Source organism: Lonsdalea britannica (genome assembly GCF_002111595.1).
Lineage (GTDB): Bacteria > Pseudomonadota > Gammaproteobacteria > Enterobacterales > Enterobacteriaceae > Lonsdalea > Lonsdalea britannica.
Map to the genome: position 1 here is coordinate 13842 of NZ_LUTN01000017.1, position 20101 is coordinate 33942.

18 protein-coding genes and 5 pseudogenes are annotated in these 20101 nt (G+C 55.4%); 5 read left to right on the plus strand and 18 right to left on the minus strand.

Annotated elements, in window-relative coordinates:
• Positions 1-551, minus strand: a pseudogene (gene kefG, locus AU509_RS13790) (glutathione-regulated potassium-efflux system ancillary protein KefG).
• Positions 552-678: 127 nt separating this feature from the next.
• On the opposite strand from kefG, the gene AU509_RS13795 reads away from it, so the two are divergent.
• Positions 679-2583 (plus strand): ABC transporter ATP-binding protein, encoded by a 1905-nt coding sequence (locus tag AU509_RS13795; RefSeq protein ID WP_094118615.1) that lies wholly within the window; start codon positions 679-681, stop codon positions 2581-2583.
• Between the two features lie 39 nt (positions 2584-2622).
• Here AU509_RS13795 and AU509_RS13800 read toward each other — a convergent pair whose 3' ends face one another.
• Positions 2623-3228 carry a LysE family translocator gene (locus tag AU509_RS13800; RefSeq protein ID WP_085652596.1) on the minus strand — a complete coding sequence of 202 codons (606 nt, stop codon included), beginning with the start codon at positions 3226-3228 and terminating at the stop codon, positions 2623-2625.
• Between the two features lie 109 nt (positions 3229-3337).
• On the opposite strand from AU509_RS13800, the gene AU509_RS13805 reads away from it, so the two are divergent.
• From AU509_RS13805 to AU509_RS13815, 3 genes and pseudogenes are all read left to right on the plus strand, one after another.
• Positions 3338-4303 (plus strand): hydrolase, encoded by a 966-nt coding sequence (locus tag AU509_RS13805; protein WP_085652597.1) that lies wholly within the window; start codon positions 3338-3340, stop codon positions 4301-4303.
• Between the two features lies 1 nt (position 4304).
• Positions 4305-4535 (plus strand): YheU family protein, encoded by a 231-nt coding sequence (locus AU509_RS13810; RefSeq protein ID WP_094118616.1) that lies wholly within the window; start codon positions 4305-4307, stop codon positions 4533-4535.
• A 124-nt stretch (positions 4536-4659) separates the two neighbouring features.
• Positions 4660-5528 (plus strand): annotated as a pseudogene (locus tag AU509_RS13815) (phosphoribulokinase).
• Positions 5529-5564: 36 nt separating this feature from the next.
• Here AU509_RS13815 and AU509_RS13820 read toward each other — a convergent pair.
• Positions 5565-5972: an OsmC family protein gene (locus AU509_RS13820; RefSeq protein WP_094118617.1), complete on the minus strand. Its 408-nt coding sequence runs from the start codon at positions 5970-5972 to the stop codon at positions 5565-5567.
• A gap of 322 nt (positions 5973-6294) precedes the next feature.
• Between AU509_RS13820 and crp the strand changes: the two genes are divergently transcribed.
• Positions 6295-6927: a cAMP-activated global transcriptional regulator CRP gene (gene crp, locus AU509_RS13825; protein WP_026741314.1), complete on the plus strand. Its 633-nt coding sequence runs from the start codon at positions 6295-6297 to the stop codon at positions 6925-6927.
• Between the two features lie 63 nt (positions 6928-6990).
• Here crp and argD read toward each other — a convergent pair.
• From argD to pilM, 15 genes and pseudogenes are all read right to left on the minus strand, one after another.
• Positions 6991-8210, minus strand: a pseudogene (gene argD, locus AU509_RS13830) (bifunctional acetylornithine/succinyldiaminopimelate transaminase).
• 116 nt (positions 8211-8326) lie between these two features.
• Positions 8327-8908, minus strand: coding sequence for an aminodeoxychorismate synthase component II (locus AU509_RS13835; RefSeq protein ID WP_094118618.1), 582 nt, complete (start codon positions 8906-8908; stop codon positions 8327-8329).
• A 162-nt stretch (positions 8909-9070) separates the two neighbouring features.
• Positions 9071-9640, minus strand: coding sequence for a peptidylprolyl isomerase A (gene ppiA, locus AU509_RS13840; RefSeq protein WP_094118619.1), 570 nt, complete (start codon positions 9638-9640; stop codon positions 9071-9073).
• 225 nt (positions 9641-9865) lie between these two features.
• Entirely contained in the window at positions 9866-10870 is a 1005-nt protein-coding gene (gene trpS, locus AU509_RS13845) for a tryptophan--tRNA ligase (RefSeq protein ID WP_094118620.1), read from the minus strand.
• Entirely contained in the window at positions 10867-11571 is a 705-nt protein-coding gene (locus AU509_RS13850; protein ID WP_094118621.1) for a phosphoglycolate phosphatase, read from the minus strand. The genes trpS and AU509_RS13850 overlap by 4 nt, the downstream gene beginning before the upstream one ends.
• On the minus strand, positions 11564-12241 hold the full coding sequence (rpe, locus tag AU509_RS13855) for a ribulose-phosphate 3-epimerase (protein ID WP_094118622.1): 678 nt from the start codon (positions 12239-12241) through the stop codon (positions 11564-11566). The genes AU509_RS13850 and rpe overlap by 8 nt, the downstream gene beginning before the upstream one ends.
• Before the next feature lie 109 nt (positions 12242-12350).
• On the minus strand, positions 12351-13181 hold the full coding sequence (dam, locus tag AU509_RS13860) for an adenine-specific DNA-methyltransferase (RefSeq protein WP_085652607.1): 831 nt from the start codon (positions 13179-13181) through the stop codon (positions 12351-12353).
• A 77-nt stretch (positions 13182-13258) separates the two neighbouring features.
• Positions 13259-14277, minus strand: a pseudogene (locus AU509_RS13865) (SPOR domain-containing protein).
• A gap of 127 nt (positions 14278-14404) precedes the next feature.
• A pseudogene (aroB, locus tag AU509_RS13870) lies at positions 14405-15489 on the minus strand (3-dehydroquinate synthase).
• 52 nt (positions 15490-15541) lie between these two features.
• Positions 15542-16063, minus strand: a complete 522-nt coding sequence (gene aroK, locus AU509_RS13875; RefSeq protein ID WP_026741304.1) for a shikimate kinase AroK — start codon at positions 16061-16063, stop codon at positions 15542-15544.
• 316 nt (positions 16064-16379) lie between these two features.
• Positions 16380-17666, minus strand: coding sequence for a DNA uptake porin HofQ (hofQ, locus tag AU509_RS13880; protein ID WP_094118648.1), 1287 nt, complete (start codon positions 17664-17666; stop codon positions 16380-16382).
• Entirely contained in the window at positions 17666-18076 is a 411-nt protein-coding gene (locus AU509_RS13885; protein WP_094118623.1) for a HofP DNA utilization family protein, read from the minus strand. The genes hofQ and AU509_RS13885 overlap by 1 nt, the downstream gene beginning before the upstream one ends.
• Positions 18076-18576, minus strand: coding sequence for a hypothetical protein (locus AU509_RS13890; protein WP_094118624.1), 501 nt, complete (start codon positions 18574-18576; stop codon positions 18076-18078). Before AU509_RS13890 ends, AU509_RS13885 begins: the two co-directional genes overlap by 1 nt.
• A 41-nt stretch (positions 18577-18617) precedes the next feature.
• Positions 18618-19193 carry a PilN domain-containing protein gene (locus AU509_RS13895; protein ID WP_094118625.1) on the minus strand — a complete coding sequence of 192 codons (576 nt, stop codon included), beginning with the start codon at positions 19191-19193 and terminating at the stop codon, positions 18618-18620.
• On the minus strand, positions 19193-20053 hold the full coding sequence (gene pilM, locus AU509_RS13900; RefSeq protein WP_085652613.1) for a type IV pilus biogenesis protein PilM: 861 nt from the start codon (positions 20051-20053) through the stop codon (positions 19193-19195). The genes AU509_RS13895 and pilM overlap by 1 nt, the downstream gene beginning before the upstream one ends.
• Positions 20054-20101: the final 48 nt, after the last annotated feature.

Consider the following 20101-nt stretch of genomic DNA (forward strand, 5'->3'; position numbering starts at 1 on the left):
TCAGAGCCCTCCCTCAGACAAAGGCGACGCCAGCCAATCCCCGTAGTGATGGGCGTGTTCGCGCAACGCGTCGCGCGACATCCGGCGCGCGTTGTAAATCACCAGCGGCTTCATCCAGCGCATATGGCACATGGTCGCCGTCATCTCGAAAGGCTCAGCACATCATCCATAAACGAATGCCGGCGTCCCTCCGAGGTATAACGCGATTCCGGCTCGCCGGTCGTCACCACGCTGCGCCAGTATTTGCCCGACAGGGCATTGCCGCCGGCGCCGTTGGCGAAGCCCCGGCTCAGTACGCGGTCCAGCCACTCTTTCAGCAATGCTGGGCAGCTATAGGTATAAAGCGGATGTTGAAACACGATGATTTGATGCTCTCGCAGTAACTGTTGTTCATGGTGAATATCGATAAAAAAATCAGGATAGTGCGCGTACAAATCATGTACCGTCACATGTTCCAAGCCCCGAGCGGATTGCAATAACAGCTTATTCGCGACCGAGTCCTGTAATTCCGGATGGGCAAACAGCAGCAAAATCTTGGGTGGCTGCGACATCATTCCCCTCCAAAGCGTCGTCATCGTAGATATTTTCCGCTACCATGCAGCGCAGCGGGGATTTCCAGGACGCTGACGCCCTGAAACTTGATCCATAATTTAACATATTCTTATTACTTGGCGCTTTATGATTGTCTTCTCCTCTTTACAAATTCGACGTGGTACGCGGGTACTGCTGGATAACGCCACAGCGACCGTCAATCCGGGTCAGAAAGTCGGTCTGGTCGGTAAAAACGGCTGCGGAAAATCGACGCTGCTGTCCCTGCTGAAAGGAGAAATCAGCGCTGACGGCGGCAATGCCACTTTCCCTCAGCACTGGTCCCTTGCTTGGGTCAATCAGGAAACGCCTGCGCTGGAGCGTCCTGCAATAGAGTATGTGATAGACGGCGACCGCGAATTTCGCCAGCTCGAAAGCGATTTGGCGCAGGCCAACGAACGCAACGACGGCAATGCCATCGCGACCGTACACGGCAAGTTGGATGCGATCCTCGCCTGGTCGATCCAGTCTCGCGCCGCCAGTCTGCTGAACGGACTGGGATTCAGTCAGGAACAGCTGCAACAGCCTGTCAGCGCCTTTTCCGGCGGCTGGCGTATGCGCCTCAACCTGGCGCAGGCCCTGCTTTGTCGCTCCGATCTTCTGCTGCTGGACGAACCGACTAACCATTTGGATCTCGACGCGGTCATCTGGCTGGAAAAATGGCTCAAGAACTATCCCGGCACGCTGGTGCTGATTTCCCATGACCGGGATTTTCTTGATCCTATTGTTAACAAGATTTTGCATATCGAGCAGGAGTCCCTGTTCGAATACACCGGCAACTACACCTCGTTCGAACAGCAGCGCGCAACACGACTTTCTCAGCAGCAGTCGCTGTATGAACATCAGCAGGAACGCGTCGCGCATTTGCAGCATTACATTGACCGTTTCCGCGCCAAGGCGACAAAAGCCAAGCAGGCGCAGAGCCGTATCAAAATGCTGGAAAAAATGGAGCTGATTGCGCCAGCGCATGTCGATAATCCGTTCCGTTTCAGTTTCCGCGCGCCGCAGGCGTTGCCCAATCCATTATTGCGGATGGAGAAAGTGAGCGCAGGTTACGGCGACAAGCTGATTCTGGAATCCATCAAGCTCAATTTGGTGCCCGGTTCCCGCATCGGCCTTCTCGGCCACAACGGTGCCGGTAAATCGACCCTGATCAAACTGCTGGCGGGGGAGCTACACCCGCAGAGCGGCGAAGTCGGGCTAGCGAAAGGCGTTCGACTGGGGTACTTCGCTCAGCATCAGCTGGAGTACCTGCGAGCCGACGAGTCGCCGTTACAGCATCTGACCCGGTTGGCCGAACAGGAAACCGAGCAGCAGCTGCGTGACTATCTGGGCGGCTTCGGGTTCGGTGCCGACAAGGTGGTAGAGCCGACCGAACGCTTCTCGGGCGGTGAGAAAGCGCGACTGGTGCTGGCGTTAATCGTCTGGCAGCGGCCTAACCTGCTGCTGCTCGATGAACCGACTAACCACCTCGATCTGGATATGCGTCAGGCGCTGACCGAAGCCTTGATCGACTTCGAAGGCGCGTTGGTCGTCGTCTCGCACGATCGCCATCTGATTCGTTCCACGACAGACGATCTGTATCTGGTTCACGATCGCCGGGTTGAGCCGTTCGACGGCGATCTGGAGGATTATCAACAGTGGTTGCTGGATGCGCAGAAACAGGACGCCAGCGAATCGACACCGGCGAAAGAGAGCGCTGGCAACAGCGCTCAGGCCAGAAAAGACCAGAAACGACGCGAAGCCGAGTTGCGCACCCAAACCCAGCCGCTGCGTAAGCAGATCACCAAGCTGGAGCAACAAATGGAGAAGCTGAATACCACGCTGGCCGAGCTGGAAAACCGACTGGCGGATACGGCGATTTATGAAGCCAGCCGCAAAGCGGAGCTGACGACCTGTCTGCAAGAGCAAATCGCGGTCAAAGGCGAACTGGAAGAAACGGAAATGAGTTGGCTGGACGCGCAGGAGCAGCTCGAGCAGATGTTGCAATCCTGATGACGCCGGGCGGGCGTGATGTCAGCCCAGGCGTTTCGCTTAATGCCAGATCATGAGTACGCAGGCGGCGGTCAGCAGCCCCATGAACAGGTTGAAGATCCGCCACGCCCGGCGGCTGCGCAGCATTTTACCGATCACCGTGCCAAACCCCAGCCAGACTATCCCAGCGACCAGATTCACGCTGAACATGGCGATGCTGATAGCGATGACGGAACCCACGTATTCCCCCCCGGAGAGGCTGAAACCGGCGACGGCGCCCAGCGCCATCAGCCAGGCCTTTGGGTTCAGAAATTGCAGCAATCCGCCCTGGTAAAGGGGCATCGGTCGCGGCGGCGCCGTTTGCGTGTCGAGCTCTTCGTAGCGAGCGCTGGCGATTTTAAACGCCAACCACAGCAGATAGACGCTACCCAAAATTTTGAGCGCGAGGTGCAGCGAAGGATAGAGTAGAATCAGGCTCCCCAAACCCAGCGCGACCAGCAGCAGTACACTTTGCATCCCGATCATGATGCCGACCATCAGCGACATGGAGCGGAGAAAACCAAAATTAGCAGCGGAAGCGGTGAGTAGCATATTATTGGGGCCTGGGGTAATCGCTGCAACCCACAGGAAGCCAAGCATGGAAAGAAACAGATTGAAGTGCGCCATGTAATTGAAAAGGCCTTCTAACAAACGAAATTTGCAGTTCTTCAACCTAGCAGCGTGATGTCGCCGGTACAAGCTTTTGACTATGAATATTCATCCCACGACTAGCCAGATGTTTCGTCCCCTGGCCGGTATGTACAACCCCCATTTGCAAACTTTGCTTCCCCGTCTGTTACGGCGACGCGCGCTGCTCAAGCCACTCTGGCAGACGCTGGAACTGCCGGACGGCGATTTTCTCGATCTGGCCTGGAGCGAAGATCCCATGCTGGCCCGCCATAAACCGCGGGTGGTGCTGTTCCACGGACTGGAAGGCAGCTTCTATAGTCCGTATGCGCACGGTCTGGTGGCGGCCTGCCACCAACGGGGCTGGCTGGCTGTCGTCATGCATTTTCGCGGCTGCGGCGGCACGCCTAATCGCACGCCCCAGATGTATCACTCCGGAGAGACCGAAGATGCCCGCTATTTCTTGCGCTGGCTGAAGTCGACTTACGGCGATGCGCCGACCGCCGCCATCGGCGTCTCGCTGGGCGGCAACATGCTGGCCTGCCTGCTGGGTCAGCAGACGGACGAGCCGTTGCTTGACGCGGCGACCGTGGTGTCCGCGCCGCTGATGCTGGAGCCTTGCTGTCGTCATATCGAAAAAGGCTTTTCACGCTTCTATCAGCACTATCTGCTGCGGCTGTTGAAACGCAACGCCATCCGCAAACTGGCGGCCTATCCGGATACGCTGCCGGTTCACCTGCATCAGTTAAGAAAGATTCGGGGACTGCGGGAGTTCGATAACATCATCACCGCGCGCATTCATGGCTTTACCGACGCCAATGACTATTATGAGCGTTGCAGCGCCCTCCCCCTGCTGCCGAACGTCCGTACGCCACTGTTGATTATCCACGCCAAGGACGATCCGTTCATGACGCAGGATGTGATCCCTGCGGCCACATCGTTGCCGCCTAGTGTGGAGTATCAACTGACGGATTACGGCGGGCACGTCGGCTTCGTGGGCGGCTCGTTATTAAAACCCAAACTGTGGCTGGAGCAGCGCATTCCCGACTGGCTCACCCCACATCTGGAGCGATAAGGTGATTATTCCCTGGAAAGAACTCGCGGCGGATACGCTGGAGAATCTGATTGAGTCCTTCGTGCTGCGCGAAGGTACTGACTATGGCGAGCACGAGCGCACGCTGGAACAAAAGGTGGCGGATGTCCGCCGCCAGCTGGAAAGCGGCGAAGTGGTGCTGGTCTGGTCCGAACTGCATGAAACGGTCAACCTCATGCCGCGCACTCAGTTCAAGGCCGGACACGATTCATAACGCCGTACCTCGCGCTGCCCATGCAAAAATGGCGTGGCGCATCGGCGCAAACAGGGTAACAATGAAGGTCAAATCCCCGGCGCTTCCTGCAGGGTTTTACCGTCAATTGCGGAGTTGCAGCACGATGTCGCATCCACACCCTATTATTGCCGTGACCGGCTCAAGCGGCGCCGGAACGACCACCACCAGTCTGGCGTTCCGAAAAATTTTTCAGCAGTTGAAAATCCGCGCGGCTGAACTCGAAGGCGACAGCTTTCACCGCTACACCCGTCCGGAAATGGACATGGCTATCCGCAAAGCCCGAGATCTGGGGCGCCACATTAGTTACTTTGGGCCGGAGGCGAACGATTTCACCCTGCTGGAACAGGTATTCGCCGACTATGGCAGCAAGGGGTCCGGGCAAACCCGCAAGTACCTGCATACCTACGACGAAGCCATTCCTTACAATCAGGTTCCCGGCACATTTACGCCCTGGGAAGCCATGCCTGATCCGACGGATGTGTTGTTCTATGAGGGCTTGCACGGCGGCGTCGTCACCGAGCAACACAACGTGCTCGCCATGTTGATTTACTGGTGGGCGTCGTACCTATCGTGAATCTTGAGTGGATACAGAAGCTGTACCGCGACGTCAACGAACGCGGACACTCGCGCGATGCGGTCATGGACTCCGTCGTGCGCTCGATGGAAGATTACATCACCTATATCACGCCGCAGTTTTCCCGCACGCACATCAATTTCCAGCGGGTGCCGACCGTCGATACGTCGAACCCCTTCGCCGCAAAAGCAATCCCATCGCTGGATGAAAGTTTGGTGGTCATTCATTTCCAGCGCCTGGAGAATATCGACTTCCCCTATCTGCTCGCCATGCTACAGGGGTCGTATATCTCTCATATCAATACGCTGGTGGTGCCCGGAGGCAAAATGGGGCTGGCGATGGAATTGATCATGATGCCGCTGGTGCAGCGGCTGCTGGAAGGCAAGACGATCACATGAGATCGCCCCCCTACGGCCTGAACGGCCGCAGGCTGTTTAATCGAGAGTAATGACTTCGTGACTGTGCGTGATCGTCACCGACGCGCCCAGCATCAGCGCCACCGAGCAGTACTTGTCTGCCGACAGGGATACCGCACGCGACACGGCCTGCTCGGTCAGCCCTTTTCCGGTCACGATGAAATGCAGGTTAATGGCAGTAAACAGTCTGGGCGCTTCCTGTCTGCGCTCGGAGGTCAGACGCACTTCGCAATCCGCCACATCGTGACGCCCTTTTTGCAGAATAGACACGACGTCAACCGAGCTGCAACCTCCCGCCGACATCAACAGCACTTCCATCGGACTCGGCGCTTTATCGCCCGCGTTGCCATCCATAATAATCTGGTGGCCCGAAGCGGATTCACCGATAAACGTTAACCCTTCTACCCATTTCATCCGCGCTTGCATAGCCTTTCACTCCCACTCAACTTTTTTTGAAATTTTATCGCGCTTATGTAGAAAATGCCTGCATATCAAGGCGTAATCATGCTGAAGCGAGACAACACAAGACAGTCCTCTCAACCTGTGTTACAAACAGAGGCAGTATCCGGTGCGTTCTGCGCAATGCTGAAAACAGCAGTTTGCAGCGTCACCTGACAGAGAGGTTTCAGTCAATTCCCTGACATATTCCGTCTAACGGAATTTGAATTATAACTAGAGTTATCATGCCTTACAGGGAACTCTGAGCCCTGTGATTTACGTAGTGAATTACAACAGAGGATAACAGCGAATGGTTCTCGGCAAACCGCAAACAGACCCGACTCTTGAATGGTTCCTTTCTCATTGTCATATTCACAAGTACCCCTCAAAGAGTACGCTGATTCACCAAGGTGAAAAAGCAGAAACGCTTTACTACATCGTAAAGGGTTCCGTTGCCGTATTGATCAAAGATGAAGAAGGGAAAGAGATGATTCTTTCCTATCTGAATCAAGGGGATTTCATCGGGGAGCTAGGCTTGTTCGAAGAGGATCAGGAGCGCAGCGCATGGGTACGAGCCAAAAGTGCCTGCGAAGTTGCCGAGATTTCCTATAAAAAATTCCGCCAGCTGATTCAGGTCAATCCCGATATTCTGATGCGTCTGTCGTCTCAGATCGCGCGTCGCCTTCAGGTCACCTCGCAGAAAGTGGGCAACCTGGCGTTTCTCGACGTGACCGGCCGCATTGCACAAACGCTGCTGAACCTCGCCAAACAGCCTGATGCCATGACGCACCCAGACGGGATGCAGATTAAAATCACCCGTCAGGAAATCGGTCAGATCGTAGGATGCTCCCGCGAAACCGTGGGTCGGATTCTGAAGATGCTGGAAGATCAGGAGCTGATTTCAGCGCACGGTAAAACCATCGTGGTCTTCGGTACGCGCTAATCTCAACTCCTCGATTCATGAACAGCGCGCAACGCGCTGTTCACTCTTCGTCTAAAAATACTATTAACCGTTGACCACCTGTGCGACCGCTTTCGCAAACAGCGCCATCCCTTCATCAATATCGTCCAGTTCAATCACCAGCGACGGCACAAAGCGAATAACATCAGGCCTGCGACCAGGATCATCACGCCCAGCTCGGCGGCGGCCGTCAGAAAATCTCGCGCCCGTCCATGCCATTGGGGTTTCAACTGGGCGCCTAACAAGAGGCCCATACCGCGAACGCCGTCGAAGATATCGAACTGCTGATTGATGGCATCAAGGGCGGAAATAAAGCGATCGTGTCTGGCGGAGACGCCTGACAACACTGCGGGGGTATTGATCACATCCAGCGCCGCTTCCGCCACCGCACAGGCCAGAGGGTTTCCGCCGTAGGTGGTGCCATGCGTCCCGACCTTCATGACAGAAGCGACGTCCTCGGTGGTCAGCATCGCGCTGATGGGGAATCCGCCGCCCAACGCTTTGGCGGTGGTCAGAATGTCAGGCGTCACACCATAGTGCATATAGGTGAACAGCTCGCCGGTTCGTCCCATGCCACACTGCACTTCATCAAACACCAACAGCGCCTGATTTTGATCGCACAGTTCACGCACGCCCTCCATAAATTCCTGCGTGGCTGGCAGCACGCCGCCTTCGCCCTGCACCGGCTCCAACACGACGGCACAGGTGTGATCGTCAATCACCGCCTTGACCGCATCCAAATCGTTGAACGGCACATGAATGATATCGGCGGGCTTTGGCCCGAATCCATCGGCGTACTTCGGCTGGCCACCTACCGACACGGTAAACAACGTGCGGCCATGAAAGGCCTGATGAAAGGCGATAATCTTGGTTTTATAGGGGCTGAAACGTTCGATGGCGTAATGACGCGCCAGTTTGAAGGCGGCTTCGTTGGCTTCCGCGCCTGAGTTGGCGAAAAACACGCGTTCGGCGAACGTCGCGGCGATCAGTTTGCTCGCCAGTCGCAACGCTGGTTCGTTGGTGAAAACGTTGCTGGTATGCCACAGCGTTTCGCCCTGAGTTTTAAGGGCATTTACCAGCGCAGGATGGCAATGACCCAACGCTGTAACGGCAATACCTCCGGAAAAATCGATGTATTCCTTACCCTGCTGATCCCATACCCGGCTGCCTTTCCCCTTCACCGGAACAAACTGTGCCGGCGCATAAACAGGAAGGATTACCTTATCGTATGTATCACGCGTCACCGCGGTTTTATCTATTGCCATCTGCTGCCCCGCTTTTACGATTTCATGTCTACAGTGAAAATATAGTCATCGAATATGCATAAAAAATCAAACTCAGGCAATCATTAATCTGTGTGGAAATCAAATAAGCGCCGAATTCATTTTCCGTGCAAAAAATTACTCAACAGCTGATGCCCCTGCTGACTCAGAATACTTTCCGGGTGGAACTGCACGCCTTCCAGAGGGAGGTTAAGATGTCGTATCCCCATGATTTCGTTCATTTTCCCTGCGCCATCTTCTGTCCAGGCGGTGATCTCAAAGCAATCAGGTAACGACGCGCTTTCGACTACCAGAGAGTGATAGCGTGTGACCGTCAGCGGCTGCGCCAAACCGGTGAAAACGCCAATGTCACGATGCCGGATAGGCGAGGTCTTCCCGTGCATGACTTCGCGCGCACGCACAACCTGAGCGCCGAAGGCCTGTCCCAACGCCTGATGCCCCAGACAGACGCCCAGAATCGGCAACTGACCGGCAAAATGTCGAATGGCCTGCAGCGAGATGCCCGCTTCGTTCGGCGTACAGGGGCCCGGCGATATCACCAAATGCTGCGGCGACAGACGCTCAATCGCGTCGAGACTCAGCTCATCATTACGCTTGACCACAACCTCTTCGCCCAGCTCGCAAAAATACTGGTACAGGTTGTAGGTAAAGGAGTCGTAGTTATCAATGATCAGTAACATTCATCACTCTGAAACTGGCTGGCGATCACTTAGAAAACAATCTGTTATCGCGAAGAAAGAGGATTGAGACGGGATAAGACAGTCAGACATTCTCCCGACGAATCCACGCCGGGAGCACGCTGTAAACAGCCAGGCAAACAGCGCCTAAACTGACTACCTGAACTATTTGATGATTTTGGCGGACTGGATGACGATCGGTTTGATGGGCACGTTCTGGTATGGCCCGACGTTCTCCGTCTGCACCTGAGAAATCTTATCCGCTACATCCATGCCCTTCACGACCTTCCCGAAGACGGCATAACCGAAATCGCGCTGGCCGTGATCCAGAAATGCATTATCCGCTACGTTGAGGAAGAACTGGCTGGTCGCACTGTCTTTCTCGCTGGTACGCGCCATCGAGATGGTGCCACGCAGATTACGCAATCCATTGTCAGCTTCGTTTTTAATCGGCGGCTGGGTCGCCTTCTGTTTCAGGTCGCTGGTAAATCCGCCCCCCTGAGCCATAAATCCCGGGATGACGCGATGGAAAATGGTGCCGTTATAGAAACCGCTATCGACATAACTCACAAAATTTTTCACTGACTCTGGCGCTTTTTGATCGTCCAGCGCCAATTCGATGTTGCCGGCCGTCGTGGTAAGCAACACATGCGTTGACGCGGTTGCAGCAAATGCAGGCAAGAACGCAGACAAAGTAAATACGGTCGCTATCGTTGCCAATATACGTTTTGACATGAAGAATTCCTTTTAGGGGCCAACTACAGAAAGCGTATCGATTGTAAATAGCCGCCTGCCTGCGCGCTACCGATTTACCTTTTTTTACGCAGGATTGAGAAACGCGCTCGCCGATGGAGCGCTTTACTCGCGGCGATATCAAGATCGCTGACCTGAAACGAAAAAGACGAGCCACTGGCTCGTCTTCACATATCGCGAATATCCGCCCTACGGGCGTTCTACAGCTTATGGACGAGAAACGAAACCAATGGCGTCATAAACCTTATTCAGCGTCTGACTGGCGCGCGCACGGGCCTTCTCGGCGCCATCGCGCATAACCTGCTGCAAATAAGCTTCATCATTACGGAAGCGATGATAACGCTCTTGCAATTCGCCCAGCATGCCGGATACCGCTTCCGCCACGGCGCCTTTCAGGTGACCATACATCTGGCCTTCAAATTCCTGCTCCAGCTGAGGGATTGTTTTCCCGGTAACACCAGAGAGGATATCGAGCAGGTTCGACACGCCCGGTTTGTTGGCGATGTCATAACGCACCACCGGCGGCTCATCCGAGTCGGTCACCGCACGTTTGATTTTTTTGGTCACAGCTTTCGGATCTTCCAGCAGACCAATCACGTTGTTGCGGTTATCGTCCGACTTGGACATTTTTTTGGTCGGTTCCAGCAGAGACATCACGCGAGCACCCGACTTCGGAATAAACGGTTCTGGCACTTTAAACGTATCGCCATACAGCGTGTTGAAGCGCTGTGCGATATCGCGGCTCAGCTCCAGGTGCTGTTTCTGGTCTTCGCCTACCGGCACCTGATTCGTCTGATACAGCAGGATATCCGCCGCCATCAGTACCGGATAACCGAACAGGCCAGCGTTAATGTTTTCCGCGTAACGAGCGGATTTGTCTTTGAACTGGGTCATACGGCTCAGTTCGCCGAAATAGGTGTAGCAGTTCAGCGCCCACGCCAGCTGGGTATGCTCCGGCACATGCGACTGAACGAAGATGGTGCTTTTCTCAGGGTCGATGCCGCAGGCCAGGTAAAGAGCCAGCGTGTCCAGCGTCGCTTTTCTCAGCTGTTCCGCATCCTGACGAACCGTGATGGCATGCAGATCCACGATGCAATAGATGCAGTCGTAATCATCTTGCATATGAACCCACTGACGTAACGCACCCATGTAGTTGCCAATGGTCAACTCGCCAGACGGCTGCGCGCCGCTAAATACAATGGGCTTACTCATGCTAATGCTTCCTGATTATCTGAAATGGACGGTCCGACAAGGGACAAGAGATCCGCAAAGCGATCCAACACCACACTCGGGTGGCTCAGGGCTATCGCTTCGCCATAGTTATAGCCATAGGTCATGCCAACGCTCGGGCAACCGGCAGCCTGTGCGGCTTGTATATCATTGCGCGAATCGCCGACGAACAGCAACTCGTTTGCACGCAGGCCCAACTTTCCCAACACCAGATAGAGCGGCGCGGGATGGGGCTTCTTGCTCGGGACGTCATCGCCGCCCAGCACTAACGTAAAGTAGGCATCGATCCCAAGTGAACGTAGCAACGGCGCTACGAAAGGGGTCGGTTTATTCGTTACCAGAGCCATAGGTACGTTGCGAGCGGCCAACGCGTGCAGCGTATCTTTAACTCCGGCATACAGCTGGCTGCCAGCATCTACCGTTTCCGCGTAGGCGATGTCGAACTGTTTACGCGCGGACTGCATCCGCTCAGGCGAAGGATCAACGTTGGCCCAGCGCAGCGCTCGTTCGATGACTTTGTCGGCGCCGTTGCCGATCCAGGTCGTCAGTAAAGCTTCGCCCGGCTCAGGTAGCCCTTGAGACTGCATCGCTCTGTCCAACGCCTGAGACAGTCCCGGCGCGCTATTAACCAGCGTGCCATCCAGGTCGAAAGCCAGCCCGCGCACAGTATTGAATTCAGCCATGGGACACCTTCGCCAACTCCTGGCGCATACTCTCGATCACCGCCTGATAGTCAGGCTGATTGAAAATCGCCGACCCCGCCACAAACATATCCGCTCCGGCGGCGGCGATCTCAGCGATATTGTCCACTTTGACGCCGCCGTCGACTTCCAAACGAATATCGTATCCGCTGTCATCGATGAGCTTGCGCACCTGACGCAGTTTGGTGAGCGTGGAGGGAATGAATGATTGGCCGCCGAAGCCAGGGTTGACCGACATCAGCAGAATGATGTCCAGCTTATCCATGACGTAATCCAGACAACTCAATGGCGTCGCCGGGTTCAGCACCAGTCCTGCGCGGCAACCGTGATCTTTAATCAGTTGCAGCGATCGATCCACGTGCTCTGAGGCTTCTGGATGAAAGGTGATGTAGCTGGCGCCGGCGTCGGCAAAGTCCGGGATCAGGCGATCGACCGGCTTAACCATCAGGTGTACGTCAATCGGGGCGGTAATGCCGTAATTTCGCAGCGCCTTGAGCACCATCGGTCCCATCGTCAGGTTGGGAACATAATGATTATCCATGACGTCAAAGTGGACGACGTCGGCGCCCGCCGTCAGCGCGTTAGCGGTGTCCTCTCCCAGCCGGGCAAAATCAGCCGACAATATAGACGGGGCGATTAAAAACGGTTTCATTCGCTTCTCCAAACCATCAAGTCTGCATATTGCTGCCGAAGCCACTTCGGGTTCAAAAGGGCTTGTACAGCCTCTGTTTTCGCGACAGCGCGGGGCTTTATCAGCCTGCCTACCCTAACTCGACGCCGCGGTACAACGCCAGTAGTTCATTCACCTTGCTGCGACCCGCGATGTTGCGGCTAATCGTCCGCCGGGCCTTGACCACGTATAGTGACGAAGCCGACTGATACCACTCACGCGTCAGCTCCGTATCGTGGTTGGAAATCAATACCGGTATTTGGCTTTCCGCCGAGAGCTGCTGTGCCAGCAGCGCCAAATCGCGCTGATCGTCGTGATTAAAATTATTGGTGTGGTACGCCGTGAAATTCGCGGTGGCGGACAGCGGCGCATAAGGCGGATCGCAATACACGACAGAACCCTGTTTCGCCTTCGTCAGCGTATCCCGATAGTGCTCGCAGACGAACGTAGCGTTTTGAGCCTTTTGCGCGAACCAGCGCAGTTCGTCTTCAGGAAAATAGGGTTTCTTGTAACGCCCGAACGGCACATTGAATTCGCCGCTCATGTTATACCGGCATAATCCGTTGTAACAGTGGCGGTTGAGATAGAGAAACAGTAACGCGCGTCGGTAAGCGTTGTCACAAGCATTAAACTCGCTGCGCAACAGATAGAAGATGTCCGAGGTATTCATTTCTTGCGTGAATAACTCGCGGGCATCGCGGATGAAATGTTCAGTGTTGGTTTTAACGATATCGTACAGATTGATGAGATCGCTGTTGATATCGGCCAGGATGTAGTTGTCGTAGTCGGTATTGAGAAACACCGAGCCGGCACCCACAAAGGGTTCGATCAAGCAATCTCCTGCTGGTAGATATCGGCGAATCTCTTCTACCAGCGGATACTTACCACCAGCCCATTTTAAGAAAGCGCGGTTTTTCTTCATGCCGTCGTTAGTTACTCATACTTTTCAGAGCCGCGGATTGTACTCTGTTTCAGACAGCACATCAGGGCTAATTGGTGTTACTTACTCAAGTCCTGCTTCACCTGACGGATCGGCTTAACCCATGGTTTCTTGGCTTGGACGTCGGCTGGCAGTGATGCAACGGCGCGTTTGGCTTCATCTGAGGAGCGTAAACGCCGCTCACAAGCACGTACCAGGGTTTACCATCCCGTTGGGTCTGATAGACCCAATAGTTCGTCAGTCGTTGCGCTTTGGCATAGGCCTGCAGCGAGCTTTCGCGAGACGCGCCGCTCAGCTGAAGCGTAAAGTGGCTGGCCGGTGCATTTTTAATCGAACCATTCGCCTGACCGCCGCCAGCAGGTAAAACTGACTTGCCAGATGGTGCTGGCGTGATGGCGGTAGTCGGCGCCTTGGACACACTGCTGTTTTTCGCGGGAGCCTTGTGCGGCGAGCCAGTGGCGTCTGTATGACGAGGTTTATCCGTGCCGGGACGGAGAGCCGTCGTCGTTTCACGTGAAGGACGCGCTTTACCACTTGGTGATACGGACGCCGGCGAAGTCGGCAACGTCACGTCTGAGCCAACGCCATTCTGTGCCACCGCATTCAACTGCTGCTGTTGCTGCGGTTGAGAGAGCGTATCCATCATGTTGCCTGGCAGTTCAATACGCTGCTGGTTCTTGTCCTGGGCGGGCAACGGCGCCTGAGTCGGTGCTTCAGCCACCGGAGGCGCGCTCAAAGACTGTGGCTCGCCAGCCTGCGTCTGGCCCGGAAGCGACGTCTGAGGTACGGCAGGCGCGGTTACGTCAGTCGGTGAGGCCGAAGGCGATGAAAGCGCAATATTCTTCGAACCGCCGCCAGACGCAGCGGGCGGCGTCGCATCCTTACTCGGCGACTGAAGCGCAGCTCCGACGGCGACAATCAGCAATACCAGCACAATAATGCCGACGCCAATCATGACATGCTGTCTGGATAGCGCCACGCTGGGCAGGGTCAATCCCTGCTTTCTCTTTTGCTGGCGCTGTGGCCGACGATCGCTGGTATCCGGTTTCAGCTCGTCTTCCGGATTGAACTCACCCATCTATACCCCTCCAACTGAACGGCAGCTGCTCGTGGTGATGCAATCGCCGCGAGTAGCTATATCATCAGGTATCATAGTACAAATAAAAACCATCGCCCCCACAGGGAGACTCATCACTAAGTCTATGTCAGGGAAGGCAATCAGCAATGGAAGCCAGAACCATATCATGGGTGACGCCGCTGCGTATCTCGGCCTGACCAATAGCCGTCGGCAATATCAGACGCAGCTCACCACCCAATACTTTTTTGTCGCGCATCATGTGCGGCAGATAAGACTCAGGGGTCATAGAAGTTGGCCCCGTAATCGGCAGCCCGGCTCGCGTTAACAGGGCTTTGATGCGATCAACGTCTGCCGAGCCCAGCAGGCCGAGGCGACGTGCAGCCTGTGCGGCCATGACCGTACCCACCGCCACGCTTCGCCATGCAGCCAGTTGCCGTAACCCATTTCAGCTTCAATCGCATGACCGTAAGTGTGGCCTAAATTTAGCAAGGCGCGCAGACCGTTTTCACGTTCATCGGCCGCGACGACTTCAGCCTTGAGTTCACAGCAGCGGCGAATACAGTAAGCCACCGAGGCGTTATCTAGCGCGCGCACGGCGTCGATATGTGTTTCCAGCCAGGCAAAAAAGTCGCTATCGAATACGATGCCGTATTTGATGACTTCGGCCAGACCAGAAGAAAGTTCGTTGGCGGGCAGCGTTTTCAGACAGTCGATATCTATCACGACGGATGCCGGTTGATAGAAAGCGCCAATCATGTTTTTGCCTAAAGGGTGATTCACCGCGGTTTTACCACCAACGGATGAATCGACCTGAGCCAAGAGAGAGGTAGGTACCTGAATGAAACGAACGCCGCGCTGATAGCAGGCCGCTGCGAAACCGGTTAAATCACCGATAACTCCGCCGCCCAGCGCCACCAACGTGGTGTCCCTGCCATGGGGTTTCTCCAGTAGGGCGGAGAAGACCTGATCAAGCACCGTCAGAGATTTGTACTTCTCTCCGTCGGGAAGAACCACTTGATCAACCCGCACCCCTACGTTTTCCAAGACGGTCCGCACAGCGTCCAGATAGAGCGGCGCCAATGTGTCATTGGTCACCAACATAACCTGTTCGCCCGCTTTTAACGGCAAAAAAGAGTCTGCGTTGCTGAATAATCCAGCGGCTATCGTAATGGGATAACTGCGTTCCCCGAGAGTGACGATAATTCTTTCCATGCGCGTTCCATGACCTGTCGGAAGCCCGTAGAGTGCAGGCGGCTATACAAAATCAGTTGTTTTCCAGCATGCTGATGATCTGGTTGGCAACTACCTTGGCGCTTTGTTCATCGGTGCGAATCGTAATGTCTGCGATTTCTTCGTACAGTGGATTACGTTCTCTCGCTAACGCTTCCAGTACTTCGCGCGGAGGGGCCTCAACCTGCAACAACGGGCGCTTTTTATCGCGCTGCGTGCGGGCTAACTGCTTCTCGATGGTGGTTTCCAGATACACGACAACGCCTCGCGCAGAAAGGCGATTGCGGGTTTCGCGTGTTTTCACCGAACCGCCGCCGGTTGCCAGCACGATCCCTTGTTTCTCCGTCAATTCATTAATGACTTTCTCTTCGCGCTCGCGGAAGCCTTCTTCGCCTTCCACATCAAATACCCAGCCCACATCAGCCCCGGTACGTCGCTCAATTTCTTGATCGGAGTCGAAGAACTCCATGTTGAGTTGCTGAGCTAACTGACGGCCAATAGTGCTTTTGCCGGCACCCATAGGCCCAACCAGAAAGATATTGCGTTTCTCTGCCATTTTTTTGGTATTACTAAGAAATTCGTTAATGATAACCCGCCCCGCCATGTAACCTGCGGCGGAACCTAAACTGAAACCTCATGAGCGATAGTGCGAGAATCAGACAAAAAATTATCTCAATACTCAGGGTAGTTTGGCAACCTAATAAAATTTCACATTATCCAAATAAGGATGATGTAAGTTATCGACATCGCCGATGGAACGACACTTCAGTACTCAATTCGCTAATCCTTGTATGCTAAAACCGCCGCATCGTCAAACGGTGAACGGAATTATTGATAAATTGCATAGTTTTCCTTCGTCACAACCGATAACGCTATAAATCGCTCCGTGGCGCGTCGTGAATAAGCGTTGGCGTGATGAAGATCACCAGCTCGCGCCGCGTATTTTGCTGACTGCGGTTTTTAAATAAGCCGCCCACGACCGGTAAGGTACCCAGACCGGGGACTCGATTTTCAGCCTGATTTTTCTGCTGCTGAAAAATACCACCTAATACAATTGTTTCACCGTCGGTGACCGTTACCTGCGTTTGGATCTCCTGCTTATCAATCGCCAGTATCTCTCCTTCGCCCTGTTTTATGGCTCTTCCCGGCATGTTTTGGCTGATGAGCAGATTCAGGCTGATCCGGTTTTGAGGTAGTACGCGCGGCGTCACTTCCATGCCTAATACCGCTTCTTTAAACTCTATCGACGTCGAACCGCTCGCGCCGCTCGACACCTGATAAGGGATCTCGGTCCCCTGCTTGATGCTGGCCGTCTGGCGATGAGCGGTAAACAGCCGTGGACTGGCGATAATCTCCACCGCGTTTTCCTGTTCCAGCGCCTGCAACTCCAGATCGAGCAGTCGGCCGTCAAGCCGGGCGAGATGAAAGCCCGCCTTGATAGCGGGCGTCGTCACCGGCAGATCGATCGCAAAACGGTTCACGCCAGGGGCTTTACCCGCGTCCACGCGTTCACCCAACCCCCAGTTCACCCCCAACGACTCCAGCTGTTCGCTGCCTATCGTCACGATATGAGCCGTCAGTTGCACCTGTGCCAGCGGTTTGTCCATTTCAAGAATCCAGGACTGAATCTCCGTGACCGCCGCCGCTTCATCCCTTATCAGTAATGTGTTGGTGCGTTTATCCGCCGCGACTCGCCCCCGTTCACTCAACAACGTGCCGCGCTGCCCCTGCAAACTGGCGGCGACGTCGCTCGCCTCCGCATAGTGCAGCATGAAAGACGCACTCTTTAGGGGTTGCGCGCGCTGAGATGCTTGCTCTGCCGGCGGCATGTCCGACAGGTTTCCACGGGGATAGACCATCAGTACATCGCCTTCCCGCTCCACCGTCAGACCGGCCATTTTCAGCGTGATATCCATCGCCTGCTGCCAGGGAACATTATCCAACTGAAGGCTGATATTTCCTTCCACGCCCGGCGCGACGACAAGATTCAATCGCTGATGCTCCGCCAGCGCCTGCAACACGCGCGAGACCGGAACATCGTCAAAAGCCAGCGAGACGGGGAGCGCATCCTGCGCCAGGACAGGTTGATTAACGCAGAGACACGCCAGCAGAACACCGCGAACCATCGCTATTCGCATTCGTAAAACCCGGCAATACATCATGGCACAACTCCTTGTGACCAGTCGGAAAACGGCGAAGACAATTGAATTTCCGAAACAGGGCAATCGCCCTGCAAAGAAGACAGCCGCAGCGTTCCATGCGCATGATCCAGTTGCGCCACGATGCCGTCAGTAGGCGTTACAGCCTCGTCATACTTCACCCTCATCCATCCATTTCCCGCCTGTTTGACCCACCCTACCCAGCGAGAAGTATCACCAACCAGTCCTTGCAGCCGCCATTGCGCCGTGGATGCGGGCATAACGCAGTGCGCTATCTGCGGCTGAAACGGATCCCTCTCATCCTCCGACGTCAGCGCAGCAGGCACTGCGTCCCCCGAAACCAACGTTAGCGACAGGCAAGCGAGCGCGACGTACGTTTTTCCGTTGAAAAAGCCTGGGTCCCTTGCCATTACGGGCCTCGCTTTTCAGGCGCGGGAGGATGCAGTAGCAGTTCAGTGCGAATGCCCTCCTCCGTACGCCTCATCACCAGTCGGTCGATGCTGGGAACAACGTTGGAAGCGTTGAGCCGGGTAATAAACCGTCTTATGCCCACATAGTCAGCATTCAAAACCAGCAGCCATCGGTTTTCCTCGCTGTCACCACCGTCAGGAGAGTGCGGGGACCAGGAGATGAGCTGTCCGCCGGACTCATGCAACGCTTCAGTGGGCAATCCAATGCCAGACTGCCAACGATGATTCTCCAACGGCCGTGCCGCTGAACGGGATGGCAAAGCGACCGGAGCTGGCAACCCCGCCAGCCTTTTCTGCCACTGTGCGACCGACTCCTGCTCTCTTTGCCGCTGTTCCTGCAATAACGCCGTTTGCTGACGTAATCCACTGTTCACCGTGCCCCAAAACACCAGCGAAAGCGCCGCGACCAGCCCGCACTGTGTCGTTAACAGCGTTCGCATTGGAGTACTGAACCACCGACAAACGAAGGGAGAGACATGCCTCATTTTTCCTTTCTCCCAACAGGCGTCACGCCATGAGTACTCTCCGTTTTCCCCAACTGCAGCGTAAACTCCAGCAATGCCGCGTCAGTCGAATGCCGACGGGTTTGTCGAAGTACGGGACCAGCAGCCAGCGGTTGACCGGCCAGACGTCTGGAGAAATCGACAATCGCCTGATAGTGATGGCTGACACCCGACAGCAGTAGACCGTGTTCGCTATCGCTGATCTCCGTTAGCCATAGCGCCTCCGGCATCAGCCGGGGCAGGTGTTTTAAAAGCTCTTGGTAGCGCCGATTGTGGCGTTGCCCCTGTTCACTCAACGTCTGCTGGACCTGTTCCGCCGCCTGTTGCTGAGTGTTCTCAAGAACGCGTTGATACTGCGCCTCATGGGCTTGTCTGGCCGATTGCAATTGGGCAATGCGCTGCGCCAGCATGGCATGCTGCCGTTGAGAGGACAGGAAGTCTCCCGCGATGACAAACGCCGCTATCGCAAGCTGCGCCGTCAACAGCAGGCTCCACAGGCGAACACGCCGAATTAGCCGCCGACGGCGCCAAGGAAGCAGATTGACCATTGGCATCAGTCATCCCCCGGACGCAGCGCCAATCCGGCCGCGATCGCAAACGTCGACGGCTCCGTCGGCAACGGCGGTTGCTGATAGCTGAATGCCGCCAGCGGCGACCACGGGATCAGCCGTTCCGCGTCACCGATATCCGTATTCGGAACCGACGAACTCAGGTAAACCGGATAATGCGCAGAGGCTGGAAAACGCTCGTCTATCTCGCGGATATAGTCGAATAGCGAGGCATGCTCGCCCGAGTCTTGCGATGTGAACGTACCGAAGTCTAGCGGTTGTCCGACTGGCGAGATCCACAGCCAGCTGTCCTCGAAGCGGTGCAACAGCGGCGCATGGGGAGAAATCCCAACCTGTCTGGCCACACAGCGAAGGGCGCAGGGGCTGATATCCACTACGTCGGCATACAGCCCGGCACGGGCGAGACAGGACAACCATGCTGTTAGCGCGGTCTTCCTCGCAGCCGTCACCAGCACCGTATCGGGAGTGTGCGGGTCGTCTCGATAGTCGAGCGCCAACGCATCCCGACTCACCGGAAGCGTGCGAGACGCCATCTTTTCGATATATCCGCTACGTTCCGGCTCACGCAATCGGGGATCGGGCGCCGCCATTCGCTGCTGAAATATCAGCGCAGGCGGCAGAGCGATGCGCAAAGAAATGAAGCGCGGCAATTCCCGCCGCCATTGATGAAGCACCTCACAAAGTGAGTCTGGATCATGTAGACTACCGGCGCGTAACGTATCGCCCGGCAACGGTAATTGCCACCAGTGGCGCAGTTGCCAGCCATCACGGCGACGTTGCACCGCCAGAGCGCGCACGACGCCATTTTGTATATCCAATCCAACCCGCCAGATGTGGTAAGCCATGTTCGATCTCCTTATCGTCAGCTAAAAGAACGTGTTCTCATTGCTGGC

What these genes read in the sequence shown, in the direction of transcription:
- aroK (WP_026741304.1), bottom strand. Translation starts at nt 16,063, where the DNA reads ATGGCAGAGAAACGCAATATCTTTCTGGTTGGGCCTATGGGTGCCGGC.
- trpS (WP_094118620.1), bottom strand. Translation starts at nt 10,870, where the DNA reads ATGAGTAAGCCCATTGTATTTAGCGGCGCGCAGCCGTCTGGCGAGTTG.
- pilM (WP_085652613.1), bottom strand. Translation starts at nt 20,053, where the DNA reads ATGGCTTACCACATCTGGCGGGTTGGATTGGATATACAAAATGGCGTC.
- rpe (WP_094118622.1), bottom strand. Translation starts at nt 12,241, where the DNA reads ATGAAACCGTTTTTAATCGCCCCGTCTATATTGTCGGCTGATTTTGCC.
- AU509_RS13885 (WP_094118623.1), bottom strand. Translation starts at nt 18,076, where the DNA reads ATGGCAAGGGACCCAGGCTTTTTCAACGGAAAAACGTACGTCGCGCTC.
- AU509_RS13895 (WP_094118625.1), bottom strand. Translation starts at nt 19,193, where the DNA reads ATGCCAATGGTCAATCTGCTTCCTTGGCGCCGTCGGCGGCTAATTCGG.
- AU509_RS13795 (WP_094118615.1), top strand. Translation starts at nt 679, where the DNA reads ATGATTGTCTTCTCCTCTTTACAAATTCGACGTGGTACGCGGGTACTG.
- dam (WP_085652607.1), bottom strand. Translation starts at nt 13,181, where the DNA reads ATGAAGAAAAACCGCGCTTTCTTAAAATGGGCTGGTGGTAAGTATCCG.
- ppiA (WP_094118619.1), bottom strand. Translation starts at nt 9,640, where the DNA reads ATGTCAAAACGTATATTGGCAACGATAGCGACCGTATTTACTTTGTCT.
- AU509_RS13835 (WP_094118618.1), bottom strand. Translation starts at nt 8,908, where the DNA reads ATGTTACTGATCATTGATAACTACGACTCCTTTACCTACAACCTGTAC.
- hofQ (WP_094118648.1), bottom strand. Translation starts at nt 17,666, where the DNA reads ATGTATTGCCGGGTTTTACGAATGCGAATAGCGATGGTTCGCGGTGTT.
- crp (WP_026741314.1), top strand. Translation starts at nt 6,295, where the DNA reads ATGGTTCTCGGCAAACCGCAAACAGACCCGACTCTTGAATGGTTCCTT.
- AU509_RS13800 (WP_085652596.1), bottom strand. Translation starts at nt 3,228, where the DNA reads ATGGCGCACTTCAATCTGTTTCTTTCCATGCTTGGCTTCCTGTGGGTT.
- AU509_RS13890 (WP_094118624.1), bottom strand. Translation starts at nt 18,576, where the DNA reads ATGCGAACGCTGTTAACGACACAGTGCGGGCTGGTCGCGGCGCTTTCG.
- AU509_RS13820 (WP_094118617.1), bottom strand. Translation starts at nt 5,972, where the DNA reads ATGCAAGCGCGGATGAAATGGGTAGAAGGGTTAACGTTTATCGGTGAA.
- AU509_RS13850 (WP_094118621.1), bottom strand. Translation starts at nt 11,571, where the DNA reads ATGGCTGAATTCAATACTGTGCGCGGGCTGGCTTTCGACCTGGATGGC.
- AU509_RS13805 (WP_085652597.1), top strand. Translation starts at nt 3,338, where the DNA reads ATGTTTCGTCCCCTGGCCGGTATGTACAACCCCCATTTGCAAACTTTG.